The organism is Stenotrophomonas sp. C3(2023), assembly GCF_032911385.1.
Taxonomy (GTDB): domain Bacteria; phylum Pseudomonadota; class Gammaproteobacteria; order Xanthomonadales; family Xanthomonadaceae; genus Stenotrophomonas.
Map to the genome: position 1 here is coordinate 435,108 of NZ_JAWJLO010000001.1, position 19,863 is coordinate 454,970.

A 19,863-nucleotide genomic window follows, 5' to 3' on the forward strand; every position below is an offset into this window, starting at 1 on the left:
CGGATCAACCTGTCCATGTCGTCGTGCTCCTTCCTGAGGCGTCACCGCCAGCATCTCTCTGCTGCGCCGGCGGAACAACTCTTGTCCTCACGCCGTCTTCAACGACCAATCTGGCATCTGTGCGCGCGTATGCCTCAAAACAGCTGAATACAAGCCAAAAATGCGCTGGTCGCTTTCAGGTGGCGTTGTGTCGAAAAACGGAAACTTTACATATCCCCACGCGGGGATGCCCCGGCATCCTGCGCACAACGCAAGAAAAGAGGTTGTACCTATGAAGAACAAGCTGATTGCACTGGCCCTGGCCTCCGCTCTTCCGTTCGGCGCCTCGGCTGCCGAGAACCTGTCCTACAACTTTGTTGAAGGCAACTACGTCAAGGCCAACGATGCCCTGCGCGGTGACGGCTGGGGCGTGAAGGCCTCCTACGGCGTGCTGCCGAACATGCACGTGTTCGGTGACTACAGCAAGACCGAACTGGACGCCACCAAGACCGATCTGCAGCAGTGGCGCGTCGGTGTGGGTTACAACGTGCAGGTGCTGCCGTCGAGCGACTTCGTCGCGCGCGCTGCCTACAACAAGTTCGACCCGAAGGGCGGCCTGGACTTCAATGGCTACAGCGCCGAAGTCGGCCTGCGCACCGCATTCGGTGAGCACATCGAAACCTACGTGATGGCCGGTTACGAGGATTACAGCAAGAAGCACGGCATCAACCCGGACGGCGAGTTCTACGGCCGTCTTGGTGGCCAGGTCAAGCTGAACCAGAACTGGGGCCTGAGCGGCGACATCAAGATGAACAACGACGGCAACAAGGAATGGTCGGTCGGCCCGCGCTTCAGCTGGTAAGCCACTTGACCTGCAGCTGCGCTGCATTGTCGTGAAACGCAACAGGCCCGGTGCGAACCGGGCCTGTTTTTTTGTCTGCTCCGACGGTGCGCCCCACCGTGATGGGCGCAATGGGCGCTAAGTGCAGGTCACTCGCCCTGGTACTGCTTTTCTTCCACCAGGTGCGAACCGGCCAGCCGGTTGATCTCGTTCTTGACCTGCACGCGCTCGCCATTGGTCTGGTAGACGCCGCGCGCCAGCTTCACGAAGGCCTCATCGAAGACCTGGGCCGCTTCCTTGTCGCGCAGCTGGTCCTGGATGTCCCACATGCGCTCGTTGATGGCCTTGAGCTGGTCCTTCAGCGCGCCCAGATCCGGCTGCGCCTGATGCTGGTCTTCCCACAGCGGCAACAGGCCATCGAGTTCAGCGCGCACATTGGTCAGCTTGGCCGGGTCGGCAATCCGCTCGGCCTTGATCTCGAGAATGGTGATCTTGTCGATCAGCTCGCCGATCGATACGGGGGTCAGGATGGCGTCCACGGGTAACTCCTTGCAAACAGGCCGCCATGATAGCGCGCCGCTGGCCTCACCCTGCCGGCGACCGCGCGGATGAACCGCTGCGGTACCACGTGAGCAGCGCAGCTGTGGCGATACCTGCACCTGCCACGCAGATGCCTGTCCAGCCGAAGGCCGGATACAGCTGCGCGGAGGCCAGCGAGCCCAGTGAGCCGCCCATGAAGTAGCCGGTCATGTAGCCCGCGTTGAGCCGGTTGCGGGCCTGCGGCTGCAGCGCGTAGATCACGTTCTGGTTGCTCACGTGCAGCAGCTGCGCGGCCAGGTCCAGCGCCACCACACCCAGCAGCAGGGCGGCGAGCGAACGGCTGGCCAGCAGCAGTGGCATCCAGGAGAGCAACAGCAGCAGCAACGCGATCAATGTCGCCCGGTTGGCCTGGCCGCGGTCGGCCATGCGCCCGGCCAGGCCGGCCGCCAGTGTCCCCGCGGCACCGACCAGACCGAACAGGCCGATGGTGGCGTCACTGTACTGGTAGGGCGGCTGGGCCAGCAGGAAGGCCAGCGGCGTCCAGAACAACGCGAACATGGCAAAGCTGCAGGCGCCCAGCAGCGTGCGCAGGCGGAACGCCGGCTCGCTCGCAAACAACTGGCCGATCGAGCGCAGCAGAGCGAAATACCGCAGTCCGGCATCCTGCCGGTAGCGGGGCAGGCCCCGCTGCAGGGCCACGGTGGTGAGCACCAGCAGACCGGCCGCGAACCAGTAGACCCAGCGCCAGTCGCCCAGACTGGAGACCGCGCCAGCCACCGTGCGCGCCAGCAGAATGCCCAGCAGCAGACCGGCCATCACCGTGCCCACCACGCGGCCGCGCTCGGCAGGCGACGCCAGCGTGGCGGCAAACGGCACCAGCACCTGCGCGACCACCGAGAACAGGCCGGTGATCGCGGTGCCCACCAGCAGCATCGCCAGCGTGCCGCTGCAGGCGCTGATGGCCAGGCCACTGGCCGACAGCAGCGACATCACCACGATCAGCCGGCGACGCTCGAACAGGTCACCCAGCGGCACCAGCAGCAACAGACCGGCGGCATAGCTGAGCTGCGCCACTGTCACCACCAGACCGATGCGCTCGAACGAGGTATCCAGCTGCCCGGCCATCGTGTGCAGCAGCGGCTGGGCGTAATAGTTGCTGGCCACGGCGACGCCGGTGGCCAGGGCCATCAACAGGACCTGCCAGCGTTGCAGGGCAGGAAGAGCGGAGTTGTTCATGTACGAAGCCGTTGATGCCGGGGAGGCCTGCAGTCTGTCGCGCATGCCGCCATCTGTGAAACGAATGATAATGATGGCTGCAATCTTGAAATGAGATGGATCAGTGAATCTCAAGCAGCTGCAGTTCGCCGTTGCGCTGGCCGAGGAGGGCAGCTTCACCCGCGCCGCCGTCCGCTGCCATGTCGTGCAGTCAGCGCTCAGCCACCAGATCGCGCGGCTTGAGGACGAGCTGGGCACTGCGCTGTTCCAGCGCCTGCCACGCGGGCTGCGCGTCACTCCGGCCGGCGAGGTGTTGCTGCGGCACGCGCGCCAGGTGCTGGGCGGGGTCAGGCAGCTGCAGGCAGAAGTGGCTGCGGCGACAGGCGAAGTGCGCGGCACGCTTGCCGTCGGCCAGATCTCCGCGCAGAGCCGGATCGACCTGGTGGCGGCGCTGGCTGACTACCACCAGCGTCATCGGCAGGTTGAGTTCCAGCTGCGCACCGATCGCAGTGAAGTGCTGCTTGCCCAGGTGCAGGCACGCCAGCTGGATGTGGCGCTGGTCGGGTTGCCGCCGGGCGACGCGCTGGCCGGGTTGCAGCATCAGCTGATTGAAGAAGAAGTGCTGGTGGCCATGCTGCCGGCCGGCCACCGGCTTGCAGCACGCCGACAGCTGCCGCTGGCAGCGCTGCAGGACGAGGCTCTGGTGGATTTTCCTGCCGGTAGCGGCGCGCGTCGCCAGACCGACGATGCGTTCGCTGCAGCCGGGCTGGCCCACACGGTGCGGTATGAGGTCAACCACATGGACCTGGTCGAGCGTTTCATTGCCCACGGCCTGGCCATCGGCATCGTGCCGGCCTCACTGGCGGCCGGCTTCACCAGCGGCGTACAGGTGGCACTGCGCCCGGCACCACGGCGCCGGGTCCATCTGGTGTGGCAGCGTCAGCCTACACCGGCAGCGCAGGCGTTCGTCAGCGCGGTGCTCCGCCGCGTACCCGCTGCACCAGACCCTTGAGGAAATAGCGCAGCAGCTGGTCGCCGGCCCGCCGGAAGTTCTTGTGGTCCGGCTGGCGGAACAGCGCGCTCATCTCCGGCTTGGACACCGGGAAGCCGGCCGAGGTGAAGATGTCGGCCATGTCGACATCACGCAGTTCGAAGGCCACGCGCAGCTTCTTCAGGATCAGGTTGTTGTCCAGCCGGGTTTCCACCGGCCGCGCCGGCTTGCTCTCATCACGTCCACGCAGATGCACGATGAGCCCGTCCAGCACATGGGCCAGGGTGGCGTCGGGGAGCGTCTCGTGGCCGGGCTCGCCATCGGCCTTCAGCCACGCGTTGACCTGTTCCACCGTGACGACATGGCCGGGATCGGCCAGCTCGCACAGCACCACGATGTGGTGGTCGCCCAGGTCCAGGGCATAGCGCAGGCTGCGCAGGACATCATTGTTGATCATGGTTCTTCCACACTGCCGGCACGGCGCGCCGCTTTCCCATTGTAGCCCGCTGCGGCACCGGCACCGGCACCGATGCGGCGTGGCATGCCCCGCGCGACGGACAGTGACAGAATGACGGCCTGGATCCCTGTGGAGTTGCCTGATGTCCCGTACTGCCCTGATCACCGGCGCCACTTCCGGCTTCGGCGCCGCTGCCGTCCACCGCTTCGTGCGCGATGGCTGGAACGTGATCGCCACCGGCCGCCGCGCCGAGCGCCTGCAGCCGCTCGTGGATGCCTACGGCCCCGGGCGCGTGCACGCCGCCGCGTTCGACATCCGCGATGTGGCCGCGATGGACGCCGCGCTGGCGGCACTGCCGCCTGCCTTGTCCGGCATCGACCTGCTGGTGAACAACGCCGGTCTGGCGCAGGGCACGGCTCCGGCGCAACGCGCCACGCTGGAAGACTGGCGCACGATGATCGACACCAATGTGACCGCGCTGGTGACCTTGACCCACCGTCTGTTGCCGCAGCTGGTCGAGCGCCGTGGGGCAATCATCAACATCTCGTCGGTGGCCGGCGTCTATCCGTACCCGGGCGGCAACACCTACGGCGGCACCAAGGCGTTTGTCAGCCAGTTCTCGCTGGGCCTGCGCTCGGACCTGCATGGCACCGGCGTACGGGTGACCACCATCGAGCCGGGCATGGCCGAAACCGAGTTCACCGTGGTGCGCACCCATGGCGACCAGGCCGCCTCGGACACGCTGTATGCCGGGGCCAACCCGATGACCGCCGAGGACATCGCCGAGCAGATCCTGTGGGTGGCCAACCTGCCGGCACACCTGAACATCAATCGCCTTGAACTGATGCCGGTGAGTCAGTCGTATGCCGGCTTCCAGGTCGCGCGTTCGTGACCTCAGCCAGCGCCCAGCCGCTTCGGTAGGCCTGCGCTGAAAGCAGCTGCCGGGCGTTGCCCGGCATGCTGCTGGAAGGCGCTTACTGCGCCTTGATCGCCATCGCCTGCAGACCGCTGCCGTCGAGCTTCTGCTTGGCTTCGGCCAGTTCGCCCGCGCTGCCGTAAGGCCCCATGCGCACGCGATAGACGGTGCGGCCGTTGATCTGCGCCGACTCCACGCGGGCGGCCAGGCCGATCATCGCCAGCTTGGCCTTGGTGGCCTCGGCGTCGCCGGAAGCACCGAACGCGCCAGCCTGCAGGATGTAACGGACATTGCTGTCATTGGCGGCCGCGGCCGCGGCCGGGGCAGGCGTCGTGGTTGCCGCAGGGCTCGGCTCGGTCCGCGCAGCGGGTGCGGCAGCAGCGGCCACCGGCGCGGTACGCGTCTCGCTGACCGCCGGCGGCAGCGGCTGCGTGGCGACCGGGTTGCCATTGACCGTAGCGGCCGGCGCGGCCGTGGCCACGGACGTCGCTTCCGCGGTGGCAGGCACCGGACGGCCTTCAAGTGCCGCACGCGCGCGCTGTGCCTCCGCACGCGCGACGCGCTGTTCTTCGGCGCGGGCGCTGGCGGCCAGCTCGGCATCGGACATTTCCACTTCCTTGCCTGGCAGCAGGGTGTAGAAGTCGTACTGGGTGGCGGCCGGGCGTGCCGGTTCGGCCGGCTTTGCCGGCGCAGGGCCGACCTCGCTGCCGACGTCGGTTTCCGCGTCGGCCACGGGCGCCGGCTGTGCGTTCGGGTCCGGGCGCGGGCCGGCGCGCAGGAAGCCACCATTATCGCCCTTGAACAGATCCGGTGCCGCCAGGAACACCACGGCGGCGATCGCCACACCGGCCACCAGCCACACCCATCCGGGCGTGCCCTGGCTGCTGTTGCGCCGTGCCTGGCTCTTGCCGCGTCGTGCTGCCATGTCTACTGCTTCTCCGTTGTTACATTTTTTCCGGGGCGCTGACGCCCAGGAGTTCAAGGCCATTGGCCAGCACCTGGCGTGCGGCGCAGGCCAGGGCGAGTTTGCTGTTGCGATCGGTGGCGTCTTCCACCAGCACCGGTGTTCCGTGATACCACGTGTGGAAGGCGTGCGCCAATTCACGCAGGTACTGCGCGACAAGGTGTGGCTCCAGCGCGGTGCCGGCGGCTTCGACCACTTCCGGGAACCGCGACAACTCGGTCATCAATGCCAGCGAGGCCTCATCACCCAGCTGGCCCAGCCCGGCCACGCCCTCGCTCTGGCGATAGTCCAGGCGCTTTTCCTGTGCCTGGCGCAGCAGGCTGCAGACCCGTGCATGCGCGTACTGCACATAGAACACCGGGTTGTCATTGCTCTGCTGGCGGGCAAGATCGATGTCGAAGGTCAGCTGCGAGTCGGGTTTGCGCGCGATCAGGAACCAGCGCGTCGCATCACGGCCGGCCTCTTCGATCAGGTCACGCAGGGTGAAATAGCTGCCCGCACGCTTGGAGAGCTTCACTTCCTCGCCGCCGCGCATCACCGTGACCATCTGGTGCAGCACATACTCCGGCCAGCCCTGCGGAATGCCGACGCTCATCGCCTGCAGGCCGGCGCGCACGCGTGCCAGCGAGCCGTGATGGTCGGCGCCCAGCTCGGTGATGGCGCGCTCATAGCCGCGCTGCCACTTGGACAGGTGGTAGGCCACGTCCGGCACGAAGTAGGTGAAGGTGCCGTCGGACTTGCGCATCACGCGGTCCTTGTCGTCACCGAAGTCGGTGCTGCGCAGCCACAGCGCGCCACCTTCCTCATAGGTGTGGCCCGAGGCCACCAGGGTGGCGACCGCTTCGGCGACCTTGCCATCGGCGTACAGCGAGCTTTCCAGGAAGTAGATGTCGAAGTCGACCCCGAACGCGGCCAGGTCCAGGTTCTGCTCGTTGCGCAGGTAGGCCACCGCGAAGCGACGGATCGCCTCCATGTCCTGCGGGTCCTTGCTGCCGACCACGGTGGTGCCTTCCAGCTCCACGCTGGCCCCGCTCATGTAGGCACGCGCAACGTCGGCGATGTAGTCGCCACGGTAACCGTCTTCCGGCCAGCCGGCATCGTCGGGGGTCAGGCCATTGATGCGGGCCTGGGTCGAACGGGCCAGATTTTCGATCTGCACGCCCGCGTCGTTGTAGTAGAACTCACGCTTGGCGTTCCAGCCGTTGGCATCGAGCACGCGGGCGACACAGTCGCCGATGGCGGCGGCGCGACCATGGCCGACATGCAGGGGGCCGGTCGGGTTGGCCGACACGTACTCCACCCCCACGACGCGGCCGTTGCCCGAGAGGTTGCGACCGTAGTCGGCACCTTCCTTGAGCACGCAGGCCGTCTCGCGCTGGTAGGCGGCGGGGGCAAGGTGGAAGTTGATGAACCCCGGGCCGGCGATTTCCACGCGGCTCACGTCGCCGCTGCGGGGCAGGGCCTCCACCAGCGCCTGTGCCAGGGCGCGCGGATTGCTGCGCGCGGCCTTGGCCAGCAGCATGGCGGCATTGGTGGCGAAATCACCGTGCTCGCGGGTTTTCGGGCGTTCCACCACGAATTCCGGGGGCAGGGTGTCTGCGGGCAGGGTGCCATTGGCGCGCAGGGCTTCGATGCCTTGGCTGATCAGGGCGCGGACGATATTTTTCACGAGGCCTGCTGTGAAGTGAGCGGCGGAATCCCCCATTTTAGCCGATCTACCCGGTCCAGGCGTTGTCGCCTTGACCAAGGGACAGCAGCAACCCCGCGACGCTTCCCGGAGAATCAGCTGATCGGCCCACCTGCGCTGTTCGTTGGCGGATTCATCCACCCCTGTTCAGCAAATGAAACGGGGGGCCCCTCGCCAATGACGATATGGTCGAGCAGGCGAACGTCGACCAGGGCCAGTGAAGCGGTGAGCTGGCAGGTGACATCACGGTCGGCCTGGGACGGTGTGGGGTCGCCCGAGGGATGGTTGTGGCTGATGATCATCGCCGCGGCATTGAGGGCCAGTGCTCGCCTGACCACTTCCCGCGGATGGATCACCGCCCCGTTGACCGTGCCCTGGAACAGTTCTTCGCAGGCCAGCAGGCGGTGCTGGTTGTCCAGGAACAGGCCGACGAACACCTCATTGGCGCGTCCGCGCAGCAGTTGCTGCAGGTAGCGCCCTGCCACCTGTGGGCAGCTGGCCAACGCGTCGCCTTCACGCAGCTGCGCGGCCAGATGGCGGCGCGCCAGCTCCAGGCCGGCGACCAGTGTGCAGCTGTGGGCCGGGCCCAGCCCCGGCAGCTGCATCAGCTCGCTGGCGGGGCGATCAAGCAGGCGCCGCAGCGGCCCGTGGTGGGCCAGCAGCCGACGCGCGGTGGCCACCGCGTCCAGGCCTTTGCTGCCGGAGCCGAGAAACAGCGCGAGCAGTTCGGCATCTGAGAGCACGCCCGGGCCATTGGCCAGAAGGCGTTCGCGTGGGCGTTCGGGTGCCGGCCAGTCAATGATCGTCATGAGGCCAGTGTGAGGGGGCGTCGAGTGGCGTCGCATCGGTGCCGGCCACGGATTCTGATCGGGCAACAGCGACGGCGGCTGTGGGACAGGCCCGCAGCAGCTGATGCAGTTCGTAATCGCCGACGACGCCCAGCTTGCGCATTGCATCGATTTTCTGCCGGCTGACGGTCTTGGGGCTGCGCCCGTGCAGGTGGGCGATGCGGCCCAGCGGCAAGCCGCCCTGCAGCTGCTCGACGACGGCCCGTTCACGCAGCGACAGGGGGGGCGGACTCTGCTGGGGGTCGATGTCGCGCGCCAGCATGCGCTGCTGAAGGTGCGAGGAAACGAACCGCTCCCCAGCCGCTACGGCCTGCACCGCGGCAACCAGCTCGTCCATTGATTCCGATTTTTCCACGGCGCCGCGCACGCCACGTCGCATCAGGTGGGCCAGCAGTGCGGTGCTGGCTGTGCCAGTGAACAGCAGCACGGGCAGCATCGGATAGCGGGCGCGGATCTGCAGCAGCAGTGCCGGACCATCAGGTCCCGTTCCCGGCATGGCCAGGTCCAGTACCAGCACGTCGCAATCGTGCTGGTGCAGCTGGTCGAGAAGGTTATCGCCGCTGGCTGCCACGGCGACGGTGGCCACCTGGTTCTGCTCCAGCAGCATCTGCACGCCCTGGCGGATGAGGGCGTGATCGTCGGCGATGATGACGCGAAGGGGCACGATGAACTCCCATGACGGCGCCGTTCGTATGCGCACGCGGCGGCAGGTCGCGTACCGAGGGTCGATGAATCACGTTATCGCCCCAGGTTATATCGGCCGCTAGCGGTGTTTTACGGACCTTCGGGTAAGCTAATGCCTTTGTTTGCATAGGATTTACCGGTGGCCGACCAACCCATGGCATCCCTGCAGGTGCAGCGCTCCCTGCAGGGCAGGAAGCTGCTGCTGTGCGTGGGCGGCGGTATTGCCGCCTACAAGTCATTGGAACTGGTCCGCCGCCTGCGCGATGCCGGTGCGCTGGTGCAGGTGGCGATGACCGCCGGTGCGCAGCAGTTCGTCACGCCGCTCAGCTTCCAGGCGCTGTCCGGCCAGCCCACCCGGACGACCCTGTGGGACAGTGCTGCCGAGCAGGCCATGGGGCATATCGAACTGGCGCGCTGGGCCGACCGCATCGTGGTTGCACCGGGCACGGCGGACCTGCTGGCCCGCCTCGCCCACGGCCAGGCCGATGACCTGGTGACCACGCTGTGTCTGGCCAGTACCGCCCCGCTGACCCTGTGCCCGGCGATGAACCATCGCATGTGGCTGCATCCTGCCACACAGGCCAACATCACCCTGCTGCGCGAGCGCGGCGCCCAGATCATCGGACCGGTGGACGGCCCGCTGGCCGAGGGCGAGTCGGGCCCGGGCCGCCTGGCTGAGCCGGGCGACATCGTGGCCGCGCTGGTGGCCGCACACGCGCCACCGCAGGCGGACGGCGCCCGCAATGCGCTGGCCGGGCTGCGCATCGTGATCAGCGCCGGCCCCACCTACGAAGATATCGACCCGGTGCGTTACGTCGGCAACCGCAGCAGCGGCAAGATGGGGTACGCGCTGGCCACGGCCGCTGCCCGACAAGGCGCGCAGGTGGTGCTGGTCAGTGGGCCGGTGCAGCTGCCTTGCCCGGCCGGCGTGCAGCGGATCAGCGTGCGTTCGGCCGCGCAGATGCGCCAGGCGGTGCTTGAGGCATTGCCGGCGGACATCTACATCGGTGCCGCCGCGGTGTCTGACTACACGCCGCGCCAGGTGGCGCCGCAGAAGCTGAAAAAGTCCGCCGGCAGCACCTCGCTGGTGCTTGAGCTGGTGCGCACCGTCGACATCCTGGCCGAGGTGGCGGCGCAGGAGCAGGCGCTCAAGCTGGTGGTCGGTTTTGCTGCCGAAACCCACGACGTGGAAAAGTACGCACGTGGCAAGCTGGTCGACAAGCATCTGGATCTGGTGATCGCCAACCAGGTCGGCCTCGCTACGGGCGGCTTTGAAAGCGATGACAACGCCGCCACCGCTTACTGGCAGGACGGCGAGCAGGTTTTCCCGGCGACCTCCAAGGCCGAACTGGCTGAACAACTTCTTGCCCTGGTGGCACAAAGGCTCAAAGCATGAACACCTCCTCGTCCTCCGCTGCTCTGCAGCCGCTGCAGGTAAAGCTGCTGGATCCGCGTTTCGGCGATACCTGGCCGCTGCCGGCCTATGCCACCGAAGCCAGCGCGGGGCTCGACCTGCGCGCCGCGCTCGAAGCGCCGCTGACCCTGCAGCCTGGCGACACGGCACTGGTGCCGAGCGGGCTGGCGATCCACGTCGCCGACCCCAACCTGTGCGCGGTGATCCTGCCGCGCTCCGGGCTCGGGCATCGCCACGGCATCGTGCTGGGCAACGGCACCGGGTTGATCGATGCGGATTACCAGGGTCCGTTGTTGATCAGCGTCTGGAACCGGGGCCGCGAAGCGTTCACCATCGAAGCCGGTGACCGCATCGCGCAGCTGGTGGTGGTGCCCATCGCCCGCGTCAGCCTGCAGGTAGTGGATACTTTCACTGCCAGCGAACGTGGAGCAGGCGGTTTCGGGCACACCGGAGTACGTTGACCACCCGGGGGGGAGCGCAATGGGCAGCAAGGGGAAAGAGATATTGGCCGTGACCGGGCGCACAGGGCTGTTGTTGGCCGTTGCTCTGGCCCTGCTGGCCGCGGTGTTCGGCTGGAGCGCCGCGCAGCAGTGGCGCGAGGCGTCGGTTGCCAGTGAGCTCGAGCGCGCGCGTGATACCGCGCTGAAGGGCGTGGAGAAGACCGTCGCCGCACAGCGCGCGCAGTTCAGCGCGCTGCTGCGCGCCGAACCGGTGCAGCAGGCGCTGTCCAACGGTGATGCGGCGGCTGCGGCCGCAGCGCTGCAGCAGGCGTGGACGGGCGTGGAAGCGGTGCAGGTTCTGCCGGCTACGCTGGACGCCGCCTATGCCGACCCGGCGAGCTTCGGCTATGCGCGGTTGGCGCTGCTTGAATCAGCGCTGCGCGAAGGGGCGCCGGTGCTGCGTGTGGTGCGCGATGCAGGAGGCGTGCGCCTTGGTCTTGCCGCAGTGGTCGAGCCGTCCGGCCAGGCGCCCGTCGTGGTGTACGTCCGTCAGCCACTGCAGCGCCTGACCGCGCCGTTGGCGGCGGTCAACAGCCCGGGGCGCGCCTATCTGGCCCTGCGCCAGGGCAACTACAACATCGCCGAGCGCGGCAGTCGCAAGCTGGCCGACAGTGCGAACTCGCTGGCGCGGCCGGTGCCTGGCAGCGGGCTGCGGGTGGCGGCGGCTGTTCCCGGTGTCGAACCGGGCCCGCTGGGCCTGGGCGCGTTACCGTCGGCAATCGTGGCGGCCCTGCTCGGTGCCATCGCGCTGCTGCTGGTGCTGGGCCGGGTACGCTTGCCACGACGTCGCAACGCGGCTGCAGAGAGCGACGGCGATACCGGACTCACCCTGCGTGAGAGTCTGGCGCAGGCGGCTGTCGAGGCCCCGGTCGCCGAACACGTTGTGTCGGTGCCGGCACCGGTGGAGGTACCGCATGTGCCCGAAGGCATCTTCCGCGCCTACGACATCCGTGGCGTGGTGGGGCGCGAGCTGACCCCCAAGGTGGCCGCCCTGATCGGCCAGGCGATCGGCAGTGAAGTACTCGAACAGGGATTGGCCGAGGTCGTGATCGGCCGTGATGGCCGTCTTTCCGGACCCGAGCTGAGTGGCGCGCTGGCCGAGGGGCTGCGCCGCGCCGGCTGCAACGTCATCGATATCGGCCTGGCGCCCACGCCGGTGGTGTACTTCGCCAGCCATCAGCTGCAGACCGGAAGCTGCGTGGCGGTCACCGGCAGCCACAATCCGGTGGACTACAACGGCTTCAAGATCGTCATCGCCGGCGTCACCCTGTCCGGCGATGCGGTCACCGCCCTGTACCAGCGCATCGTCGAAGGCCGCCTCGCGCAGGCCGCCGAGCCGGGCAGCTACCAGCAGCGCGAGGTGGGCGACGACTATGTGCAGCGCATCGCCAACGACGTGCAGCTGGAGCGCCCGCTGAAGGTCGTCGCCGATGCCGGCAATGGCGTGGCCGGCGTGCTTGCCCAGCCGCTGCTGGAAGCCATCGGGGCCGAGGTCATTCCGCTCTACTGCGATGTCGACGGCACCTTCCCCAACCATCATCCCGATCCCAGCGAACCGGGCAACCTTGACGACCTGGTACAGACGGTCAAGCGCTTCGGCGCAGACCTCGGCGTGGCCTTTGACGGCGACGGTGACCGGCTTGGCGTGGTCACCCCCGATGGCACCATCGTCTACGCCGATCGCCTGCTGATGCTGTTCGCCGCCGACGTGCTGATGCGCAACCCGGGCGCGATGGTGATCTACGACGTGAAGTGCACCGGCAGGCTGGCTGATTTCGTGCTCCGCCACGGGGGCAGCCCGCAGATGTGGAAGACCGGGCATTCGCTCATCAAGGCCAGGATGGCGCAGACCGATGCCGAGCTGGCCGGCGAGATGACCGGGCACTTCTTCTTCCGCGAACGCTGGTATGGGTTCGACGATGGCCTGTACGCCGCCGCGCGCCTGCTGGAGATTCTCGCCCTGCGCGATGAGTCGCCGCAGGAGGTGCTGGCCGGACTGCCCGATGCGGTGACCACGCCGGAGATCAAGGTGCCGGTGGAGCAGGGGACGCCGCATGCGCTGATGTCGCTGGTGCTGAGCGCGGCGCAGGGTCCGGACAACCCGTTTGTCGGTGGCCGTGTGTCGACCATTGACGGTCTGCGCGTTGACTTCGCTGACGGGTGGGGACTGGTGCGTGCGTCCAATACCACCCCGATGCTGGTTCTGCGGTTCGAGGGTGACGACGAAGCCGCACTGGAACGCATCAAGTCACTGTTCCGCAGCCAGCTGCAGCCGCTGGTCGGCAGCACCGCACTGGGATTCTGAGTTCTCGGCGCGTAGAGCGGGGCTCTGCCCCGCTGCGCAACGTGTGCGACCGGGCGTTACAGGCCTTTCAGCTGCCGGAAGCGCAGCAGGGTGGCCTCCACCTCGGCGTCCAGCTCCTGGCGCTGCCGCTCGAATCCGGCCTGCAGCCGCTGCTGCGCCCGCAACTGGGCGTGGCGCTGCCGGATCACCTCGGTCTGCTTGTCGCTGACCTTGGCGCCAGCCAGCTCGCGTTCGCCGGCGCTGGCCAGCGCGGTGAACAGGCCCTCGCGCAGGCTGGCCACGTTGTAGCGCGCCGTGGCGATGGTGTTGTCCAGAATACTGGCACGCTCATTGAAGACCGTGCGCAGCGCGGCCTCGTCCGGGTAGTTGGACAGCAGTGCCTGCTCGGTCCGTTGCCGGGTCTGCTGCGCCATCAGGTCCAGGCGCGCCTGCTCGGCTTCCACCGCGGCATCGGCGCGCTCGTCCGCATTCAATGCCGCACCCACCTGCGCACTGCGCTGGCCGGTGCGGGCGTTGAACTCCTCACGTGCATTGTTGACCGCGTCTGCCGGCAGTGTGTCGCTGCAGATCCGTTCATTGCCCTCGTTCCAGCAGTAGAGCTTGCGCGCTTTGCCTTCACCCTGGCGTTTGTCGCGGGTGGATTGCTGGGCCGCTGCGGTCAGGGGAAGCACGAGCAGCAGAACGACGGCGGTGGTGAGCAGCGTTGCCCTGGCCATGACGATCCCCTCCCCGGGATGGTTCAGCGCTTGGCGGCGATGCCGTAGCGCGAGCGGTAATCTTCCAGCGACTGGCGGTAACCGACAAGCTCCGGATTACCGGATGCGAACTCCAGCAGGTCGGCCAGCGTGGCCACGGCCACCACCGGAATGCCGGCTTCTTCGGCCACCGCCTGCGCGGCCGAGCGAGAATCGGTTTCCGAGGCGATCTCCTGGCGGTCCAGCGCAACCACGATGCCGGCCGGGGTGCCGCCGGCGGCGCGGATGATCGACAGCGCTTCGCGGATGGCGGTGCCGGCGGTGATCACATCGTCAACGATGAGCACGCGCTTGCCGTTGAGGTCGGCACCGATCAGCTGGCCGCCTTCGCCGTGGTCCTTCACTTCCTTGCGGTTGAACGACAGCGGCAGGTCCTGGCCACGCTGGGCCAGCTCGCAGGCCATCGCGGTGGCCAGCGGAATCCCCTTGTAGGCGGGGCCGAATACCACGTCGTACCTGATCCCGGCGGCGGCAACCGCGTCGGCGTAGCACAGCCCCAGCTGGGCCAGGCGGGAGCCGGAGTCAAAGCGGCCGGCATTGAAAAAATAGGGGCTCAGTCGACCGGACTTCAGGGTGAACTGGCCAAAACGCAGGGCATCGGCCGCCAGGGCCAGCTGCAGGAAACGGTGACGATGGTCGCTCATCTTGCTCAAATACTGTTCATTTCTGGAATGCAGAGCGTACTGCATGCGGGGGGGCGTCGTCGCGGCGGAACGCGCCGCCTGCCCGCGCCGGATTTCCACCCGCAGGCCGCAGCGCATTGGTACGATGCCCGGCGAAGGACCACTGGTCCTCCCGGTCTCCACTACAGGTTCTGCATGCGCATCATCAGTTTCAACGCCAATGGCATCCGCTCCGCCGCCACCAAGGGCTTCCTCGACTGGTTCGCCACCCAGGAGGCCGACATCCTCTGCCTGCAGGAGACCAAGGCGCAGGAAGCGCAGCTGACCGATGCGATGTTCCGGCCTGACGGTCACCACTGCTTCTATCGCGACGCCATCACCCGCAAGGGGTACAGCGGGGTGGGCATCTACAGCCGGCGTGAGCCGGACCAGGTACTGACCTCATTGGGCTGGTCGCCGTTCGACGACGAAGGGCGGTATATCGAGGCCCGTTACGGCAACCTGAGCGTGGTGTCCTTCTATATCCCGTCGGGCAGTTCCGGCGACCTGCGCCAGGGATTCAAGTTCGAAGTGATGGAGTGGCTGCGGCCGATCCTCGACCAGTGGCTGCACAGCGGGCGCGATTACGTGCTCTGCGGCGACTGGAACATCGTGCGCTCGGCGCTGGATATCCGGAACTGGAAGTCCAACCAGAAAAACTCGGGCTGCCTGCCGGAAGAGCGCGACTGGCTCAACGCACTCTGCGCCGACCACGGCCAGCCAACCGACCTGACCAGTGGCCGCGGTTGGACCGATGCCTACCGGCTGCTCAACCCCACCGGTGAGGATTACACCTGGTGGAGCAACCGCGGTGCCGCCCGCGCCAACAACGTCGGCTGGCGCATCGACTACCAGTTCGTCACCCCGGGCCTGCGCGATCGCCTGCAGGGCTGCTCGATCTACCGCGACCAGCGCTTCTCCGACCACGCCCCCTTCAGCGTGGACTACGCGCTGTGAGCGAGATCGCCGCCACACCATCGTACAAGGGCTGGGCGGGCATCAAGCGCGCCTTCGCCACGCCTTCGGCCCTGACCATGGCGCTGCTCGGGTTCGGCAGTGGCCTGCCGTTTCTGCTGATCGCCTCGCAGACCCTGTCCACGCGCCTGCGCGATGTCGGCCTGGACCTGGGCAGCATCGGGCTGATCAGTCTGGCCAGCTTCTTCTACCTGCTCAAGTTCGTCTGGGCGCCTCTGCTGGACCGCTACGCTTTCCCGCTGACCGCCTTCCTCGGCCGCCGCCGCTCGTGGTTGTTGGTCTCGCAGGTGCTGGTGCTGGTCGGCCTGGTGGCGCTTGCCTTCGTGCGTCCCGAGCAGGGCGTGGCTCCGCTGGTGGCCTGGGTGCTGGTGGCCTCCTTTGCCGGCGCGACGCAGGACTCGGTGGTCGACGCCTACCGCATCGAAATCGCGCCTGAGACGGCGCAGGCCGCATTGGCAGCCACCTATACGCTGGGCTACCGCATCGGCCTGATCCTGGCCGGCGCCGGTGCGCTCTATCTGGCCCAGTACGAGGGCTGGATCGTTGCCTACCTGGCGATGGCCTCGCTGATGCTGCTGCCGATTCTGACCACCCTGCTGTGCCGTGAGCCGGACCAGCCGGTGCAGGCCGTGCAGCGGCGCATCGACGTCCGCGAGGCGTTCCTGCAGCCGATCACCGGTTTCTTCAAGCGCAACGGTGTGCCGCTGGCCGTGGCCCTGCTGGCGTTCGTGGGCCTGTTCAAGTTCCCGGACCAGGTGATCGGGGTAATGGCAGGACCGTTCTACCTTGATTCGGGCTTCGACAAGGCCGACATCGCCACCGTCTCCAAGCTGTTCGGCGTCTGGGTCGGTATCGCCGGCGCGTTCGCCGGTGGCATCGCCGTGGCGGCGTTCGGCTTCCGCCGGATGCTGCTGCTGGCGGCGCTGGGCGTGGCGCTGTCCAATCTCGCCTTCCTGGTGATGGCCTGCAACCCGGGCCAGCTGTGGGCGTTCTATGTGGCATTGAGCGCGGACAACCTGTTCCAGGGCTTTGCCGGGACGGTGCTGGTCGCCTTCATGTCTTCGCTGACCGACCGCAACTTCACCGCGACCCAGTACGCACTGCTGGTGTCGCTGGCCAATCTGCCGGGCAAGTTCGTCGGCGGCGTCTCCGGCTACATTGTCGAAGCAACCTCCTACAGCATGTTCTTCATCCTCAGCTCGGTCACCGTCGTACCGACCCTGCTGCTGCTGGTCTGGCTGTGGCCACGCATCGGCGACCATCAGCGCGCCGCCGACTGACCCGCCCCGTGCTGCTGGCGGGCGACGACCGTTGGTCGTCACGCCCTTGCGTGCTGTTGCCTCTGCCTTTGCCTTCGCCGCTGCCGACGCAGCGCCCTGTGCTACCGGCCCGGATGGATCGCACCCAGCACGCGCGGACCGCTGGCCCCGGTTACGCTGGGCAGATTGCCAGCCAGACCCTCCAGGGTCTGCCGGGCCAGCCAGGCAAAACCCATCGCCTCCATGTAATCCGGGTCCAGGCCATGGCGCGCGCTGGAAACCACTGACATCTTCGGCAGGTGGGCCTGCAGGCAGGCCATCAGCTGGCCGTTGCGCACGCCGCCGCCGCACACCAGTACCTCGGCGGTGCCGGGCTGGTGCCGCAGCAGCGCCTCGGCAACGGTGGCGGCGGTCAGCTCGAGCAGGGTGGCCTGCACATCGGCGGGCGCATGCGGCATGCCGGCGACGGCGGCATCCACCCAGTCCATGTGGAACTGCTCACGCCCCGTGCTTTTCGGCGGTGGCAGCGCGAACCACGGATCGTCCAGCCACCGCTGCAGCAGCGCCGGCAGTACCGTGCCGGCAGCGGCGAAGCCGCCATCGTGGTCATACGGCCTACCGGTATGACGCTGGCACCAGCCATCCAGCAGGGCATTGGCCGGCCCGGTATCGAAGCCCAGAATGCTGCCGTCGTGGCGCACCAGACTGAGGTTGCCGATGCCGCCGAGGTTGAGGATCGCGCGGTCCTGCGCGGCAGTCCCGAGCATGGCCAGATGGAAGGCCGGCATCAGCGGCGCGCCCTGGCCGCCTGCAGCCACGTCGCGGCGACGGAAGTCGGCGACGGTGGTGATGCCGGTGCGCTCGGCGATGCGGTTGGCGTCGCCGAGCTGGAGGGTGAACGCCGGATCGGCCATGGGACGGTGGCGCACGGTCTGCCCGTGCGAGCCGATCGCCCGCACCTGGTCCGAGGTCACACCCGCATCGTCCAGCAGGCGCAATGCGGCCTCGGCAAAGGCCAGCCCGATGCGGGCATCAAGGTCTCCCAGCTCGTCCAGCGAGGCGAGGTCAGCGCCCTGGCCCAGTGCTATCAGCCGCTGCTGCAGGGTGGGCTCCCACGCATGGGTCAGCCCGGCGACGAAGCGGCAGCCGCCTGCGGCCGGAAACCGCACCAGCGCCGCATCGATGCCGTCGGCACTGGTGCCGGACATCAGGCCCAGGTACAGCAGTCCATCTTCGGGCTCGGGGTGACGGGGCGCAGCAGCCATGGCGGATCCAGAAAAGACGAGGGCGCCAGCTTGGGCGCCCTCGAGGCATGCGTCAACGCGGCTCAGCCACGCTTGGCAGGCGGCACCGGGGCCGTTGCCGCCGCTACCGCCGTTGCCGCCGGCTTTGCCGGGCTGGCGTCGGCATAGATCAGCTTCTCCATGCCTTCAATGCGCGCCATTGCCGGGCCGGTCTGGGCACGGAACGCGGCCAGTTCGGCGCCGCGCAGCGGCTCCGGCGGCGGCATGGTCACCTGCAGCGGATTGCGGTGCACGCCGTTGACGCGGAATTCGTAATGCAGGTGCGGGCCGGTCGCCAGGCCCGTGGACCCCACATAGCCGATCACCGTGCCCTGCGCCACGCGCTGGCCCTGACGGATGTTGGCAAAGCGCGACATGTGACCGTACAACGTGGTGTGCCCACGGCCGTGATCGAGGATGACGACGTTGCCGTAACCGCGCTGGACACCGGCGAACTGCACGCGCGCATCGCCGGCGGCCATGATCGGGGTACCGGTGCGGGCGGCGTAGTCCACGCCCTTGTGCATGCGCATCTTGCCCAGCACCGGGTGCCGGCGGGCGCCGAAGTTCGAGCTCAGCCGCGCGAACTGGATCGGCATGCGGATGAAGCTCTTCTTCAGGGGCCGCCCGCTGGCGTCGAAATACTCGCTCTTGCCGTTGCGCTCGAAGCGGAAGCCCGAATAGGTTTTGCCGCCGCTGGTGAAGGTGGCGGCCAGGATCTTGCTGGTGTCGATCCGCTCGCCTTCGCGCCAGGTCTCGTCCATCACCACGCTGAAGCGGTCGCCGGGCTGCACTTCCTTGGAAAAGTCGATATCGTACTTGAAGATCTCGTCGGTCATCGTGGCAATCGCCGAGGGCGACAGGCCGGCGCGGCGTGCGGCGGCGTACAGCGAGCTGGTGATCTCGCCACTGGCTACCACCGTGCGCGTGCTGGTTTCGCGCGCGCTCACCGTTTCCTTGATCTCATCGCCGTTGAGGGCCAGCTCGACCCGGTGCTCGCCATCGCGGTTGAAGCGGATGGCCCGCAGTTCACCGGAAAGCGGCACATCAAAGGCGATCTCGGTACCCGGACGCAGCCGCACCAGTGCGTCGCGCACACCGGGATGATCCAGTACACGATGCATCGTGGTGGCGGGGATGCCCGCCTTGTCGAACAGATCACTCAGCGTCTGGCCGCGCTGCACGCTCAGTACCTGCCAGCTGTCACCGGGGGTGTGCTGCCGGCGCGCATCGTCCATCGGCGGCAAGGGCAGCGCCAGGCTGGTGTGTGCATCGGGGAACGGGCTGTCGATAGTGGTGGAGAAGCCCGGCACGATCGTCGCTACCAGCGCGCCGATGGTCGCAAACAGACTGGCGTGCATCCAATGTCGTCGGGTCCAGCGCTCATTGAACGCCGCGGGTAGGTGCTGCCTGAGCTTCCGATGGAGTGCATTGTCGTGAAGGACGTGAAGCCGTTCCTTGAAGCGCTGCTTGCGCGCACGGCCGTGGTCGGAATTGAGCATCAGTGGGAATATCCTGGCTGGCCCGGAAGCGCGGGCCCAATCGCGGGTTACCATAAAGACCTAGGAAAAGCGCGTCAAACCCTTGT

19 protein-coding genes are annotated in these 19,863 nt (G+C 67.5%); 8 read left to right on the top strand and 11 right to left on the bottom strand.

Features of this window, described 5'->3' with window-relative positions:
- Positions 1–271 precede the first annotated feature (271 nt).
- Complete coding sequence (locus RZA67_RS01790) at positions 272–841, top strand: Ax21 family protein (protein WP_317210811.1); 570 nt, start codon at positions 272–274, stop codon at positions 839–841.
- Between the two features lie 128 nt (positions 842–969).
- On the opposite strand, the gene RZA67_RS01795 is transcribed toward RZA67_RS01790, so the two are convergent.
- Both RZA67_RS01795 and RZA67_RS01800 read right to left on the bottom strand, forming a co-directional pair.
- Positions 970–1,359 carry a DUF6165 family protein gene (locus RZA67_RS01795; protein WP_317210812.1) on the bottom strand — a complete coding sequence of 130 codons (390 nt, stop codon included), beginning with the start codon at positions 1,357–1,359 and terminating at the stop codon, positions 970–972.
- 46 nt (positions 1,360–1,405) lie between these two features.
- Positions 1,406–2,596 (bottom strand): MFS transporter, encoded by a 1,191-nt coding sequence (locus RZA67_RS01800; protein ID WP_317210813.1) that lies wholly within the window; start codon positions 2,594–2,596, stop codon positions 1,406–1,408.
- A 103-nt stretch (positions 2,597–2,699) separates the two neighbouring features.
- Here RZA67_RS01800 and RZA67_RS01805 point away from each other — a divergent pair, with 103 nt between their 5' ends.
- Positions 2,700–3,587 (top strand): LysR family transcriptional regulator, encoded by an 888-nt coding sequence (locus RZA67_RS01805; RefSeq protein WP_317210814.1) that lies wholly within the window; start codon positions 2,700–2,702, stop codon positions 3,585–3,587.
- Here RZA67_RS01805 and RZA67_RS01810 read toward each other — a convergent pair.
- On the bottom strand, positions 3,544–4,023 hold the full coding sequence (locus RZA67_RS01810) for a DUF1456 family protein (protein ID WP_317210815.1): 480 nt from the start codon (positions 4,021–4,023) through the stop codon (positions 3,544–3,546). The genes RZA67_RS01805 and RZA67_RS01810 overlap by 44 nt on opposite strands.
- A gap of 142 nt (positions 4,024–4,165) precedes the next feature.
- On the opposite strand from RZA67_RS01810, the gene RZA67_RS01815 reads away from it, so the two are divergent.
- On the top strand, positions 4,166–4,915 hold the full coding sequence (locus tag RZA67_RS01815; protein WP_317210816.1) for an SDR family NAD(P)-dependent oxidoreductase: 750 nt from the start codon (positions 4,166–4,168) through the stop codon (positions 4,913–4,915).
- 82 nt (positions 4,916–4,997) lie between these two features.
- Here the strand turns inward: RZA67_RS01815 and RZA67_RS01820 are convergent, their stop codons facing one another.
- The 4 genes from RZA67_RS01820 to RZA67_RS01835 all read right to left on the bottom strand — a co-directional run bounded on the left by RZA67_RS01820 (position 4,998) and on the right by RZA67_RS01835 (position 9,102).
- Positions 4,998–5,864, bottom strand: coding sequence for an SPOR domain-containing protein (locus tag RZA67_RS01820; protein WP_317210817.1), 867 nt, complete (start codon positions 5,862–5,864; stop codon positions 4,998–5,000).
- 19 nt (positions 5,865–5,883) lie between these two features.
- Positions 5,884–7,572 (bottom strand): arginine--tRNA ligase, encoded by a 1,689-nt coding sequence (argS, locus tag RZA67_RS01825; protein WP_317210818.1) that lies wholly within the window; start codon positions 7,570–7,572, stop codon positions 5,884–5,886.
- Positions 7,573–7,685: 113 nt separating this feature from the next.
- The gene (radC, locus tag RZA67_RS01830) at positions 7,686–8,399 is read right to left on the bottom strand and encodes a DNA repair protein RadC (RefSeq protein ID WP_317210819.1); all 714 of its coding nucleotides are present in this window, start codon (positions 8,397–8,399) and stop codon (positions 7,686–7,688) included.
- Entirely contained in the window at positions 8,386–9,102 is a 717-nt protein-coding gene (locus RZA67_RS01835; RefSeq protein ID WP_317210820.1) for a response regulator transcription factor, read from the bottom strand. The genes radC and RZA67_RS01835 overlap by 14 nt, the downstream gene beginning before the upstream one ends.
- A gap of 174 nt (positions 9,103–9,276) precedes the next feature.
- Here RZA67_RS01835 and coaBC point away from each other — a divergent pair, with 174 nt between their 5' ends.
- Genes coaBC through RZA67_RS01850 form a run of 3 tightly spaced genes read left to right on the top strand, consistent with a single transcriptional unit; the run spans position 9,277 to position 13,341 of the window.
- Complete coding sequence (coaBC, locus tag RZA67_RS01840; RefSeq protein WP_317210821.1) at positions 9,277–10,518, top strand: bifunctional phosphopantothenoylcysteine decarboxylase/phosphopantothenate--cysteine ligase CoaBC; 1,242 nt, start codon at positions 9,277–9,279, stop codon at positions 10,516–10,518.
- Complete coding sequence (gene dut, locus RZA67_RS01845; RefSeq protein ID WP_317210822.1) at positions 10,515–10,997, top strand: dUTP diphosphatase; 483 nt, start codon at positions 10,515–10,517, stop codon at positions 10,995–10,997. Before coaBC ends, dut begins: the two co-directional genes overlap by 4 nt.
- Positions 10,998–11,016: 19 nt before the next feature.
- Complete coding sequence (locus RZA67_RS01850; RefSeq protein WP_317210823.1) at positions 11,017–13,341, top strand: phosphomannomutase/phosphoglucomutase; 2,325 nt, start codon at positions 11,017–11,019, stop codon at positions 13,339–13,341.
- 56 nt (positions 13,342–13,397) lie between these two features.
- Here the strand turns inward: RZA67_RS01850 and RZA67_RS01855 are convergent, their stop codons facing one another.
- Together RZA67_RS01855 and pyrE are read right to left on the bottom strand one after the other, a co-directional pair.
- Entirely contained in the window at positions 13,398–14,057 is a 660-nt protein-coding gene (locus tag RZA67_RS01855; RefSeq protein WP_317210824.1) for a hypothetical protein, read from the bottom strand.
- Positions 14,058–14,080: 23 nt separating this feature from the next.
- Positions 14,081–14,740, bottom strand: a complete 660-nt coding sequence (pyrE, locus tag RZA67_RS01860; protein WP_317213774.1) for an orotate phosphoribosyltransferase — start codon at positions 14,738–14,740, stop codon at positions 14,081–14,083.
- Positions 14,741–14,914: 174 nt separating this feature from the next.
- Between pyrE and RZA67_RS01865 the strand changes: the two genes are divergently transcribed.
- Positions 14,915–15,715 carry an exodeoxyribonuclease III gene (locus tag RZA67_RS01865; protein ID WP_317210825.1) on the top strand — a complete coding sequence of 267 codons (801 nt, stop codon included), beginning with the start codon at positions 14,915–14,917 and terminating at the stop codon, positions 15,713–15,715.
- Positions 15,712–17,013, top strand: a complete 1,302-nt coding sequence (locus RZA67_RS01870) for an MFS transporter (protein WP_317210826.1) — start codon at positions 15,712–15,714, stop codon at positions 17,011–17,013. Before RZA67_RS01865 ends, RZA67_RS01870 begins: the two co-directional genes overlap by 4 nt.
- Before the next feature lie 101 nt (positions 17,014–17,114).
- Here RZA67_RS01870 and RZA67_RS01875 read toward each other — a convergent pair whose 3' ends face one another.
- Together RZA67_RS01875 and RZA67_RS01880 are read right to left on the bottom strand one after the other, a co-directional pair.
- Entirely contained in the window at positions 17,115–18,257 is a 1,143-nt protein-coding gene (locus tag RZA67_RS01875) for an anhydro-N-acetylmuramic acid kinase (protein ID WP_317210827.1), read from the bottom strand.
- Positions 18,258–18,319: 62 nt separating this feature from the next.
- Complete coding sequence (locus tag RZA67_RS01880) at positions 18,320–19,777, bottom strand: peptidoglycan DD-metalloendopeptidase family protein (RefSeq protein ID WP_317210828.1); 1,458 nt, start codon at positions 19,775–19,777, stop codon at positions 18,320–18,322.
- Positions 19,778–19,863 lie beyond the last annotated feature (86 nt).